1 protein-coding gene is annotated in these 509 nt (G+C 36.9%); it reads right to left on the minus strand.

The window, feature by feature from the left end; genetic code table 11:
• On the minus strand, positions 1–509 hold a 509-nt coding region (locus COC46_RS15640), incomplete at both ends, for an InlB B-repeat-containing protein (protein WP_176545180.1).

Genomic DNA, 509 nt, shown 5'->3' on the forward strand with positions numbered 1-509 from the left:
AGCTTTCGTTAATTTCGCATTTGTTGGTTTAGCAGGAATTGATACCCATTTCGCGTAAATTGTTGTGTTTGCTGTAACTCGATCTTTTGCAAAGTTCCAAGCTACTTTACCTGCAGCATCTTTGTACCATCCAATGAATGCATAGCCTTTTCTAGTCGGTGATTTCGGTTGGCTAATCGTTGCATTGTAAATTGCTGTTTTTGAAGCAACTGAACTTCCTCCGTTACTGTTAAATTTAACAGTATACGTGTTAATGTTCCATTTTGCATAAAGTGTGATGTTGCCTGTTAGTGTGACAGAATTTCCTACTGGCGTTTTTAATGAAGCATCTTTATACCATCCAGCAAATGTATAACCCGTTTTTGTTGGTTTTGGTAAATTAATCACGCTATTGTAATTCGCAGTTTGAGCAGGAACTGTAGAACCACCATTGCTTACATAGCTCACTTTATACGAGTTGATTTTCCACTTAGCATATAACGTAGTGTTGTTTGTCACTTTATCTTTTG

Source organism: Bacillus sp. AFS041924 (assembly GCF_002577195.1).
Classification (GTDB): domain Bacteria; phylum Bacillota; class Bacilli; order Bacillales; family Bacillaceae_G; genus Gottfriedia.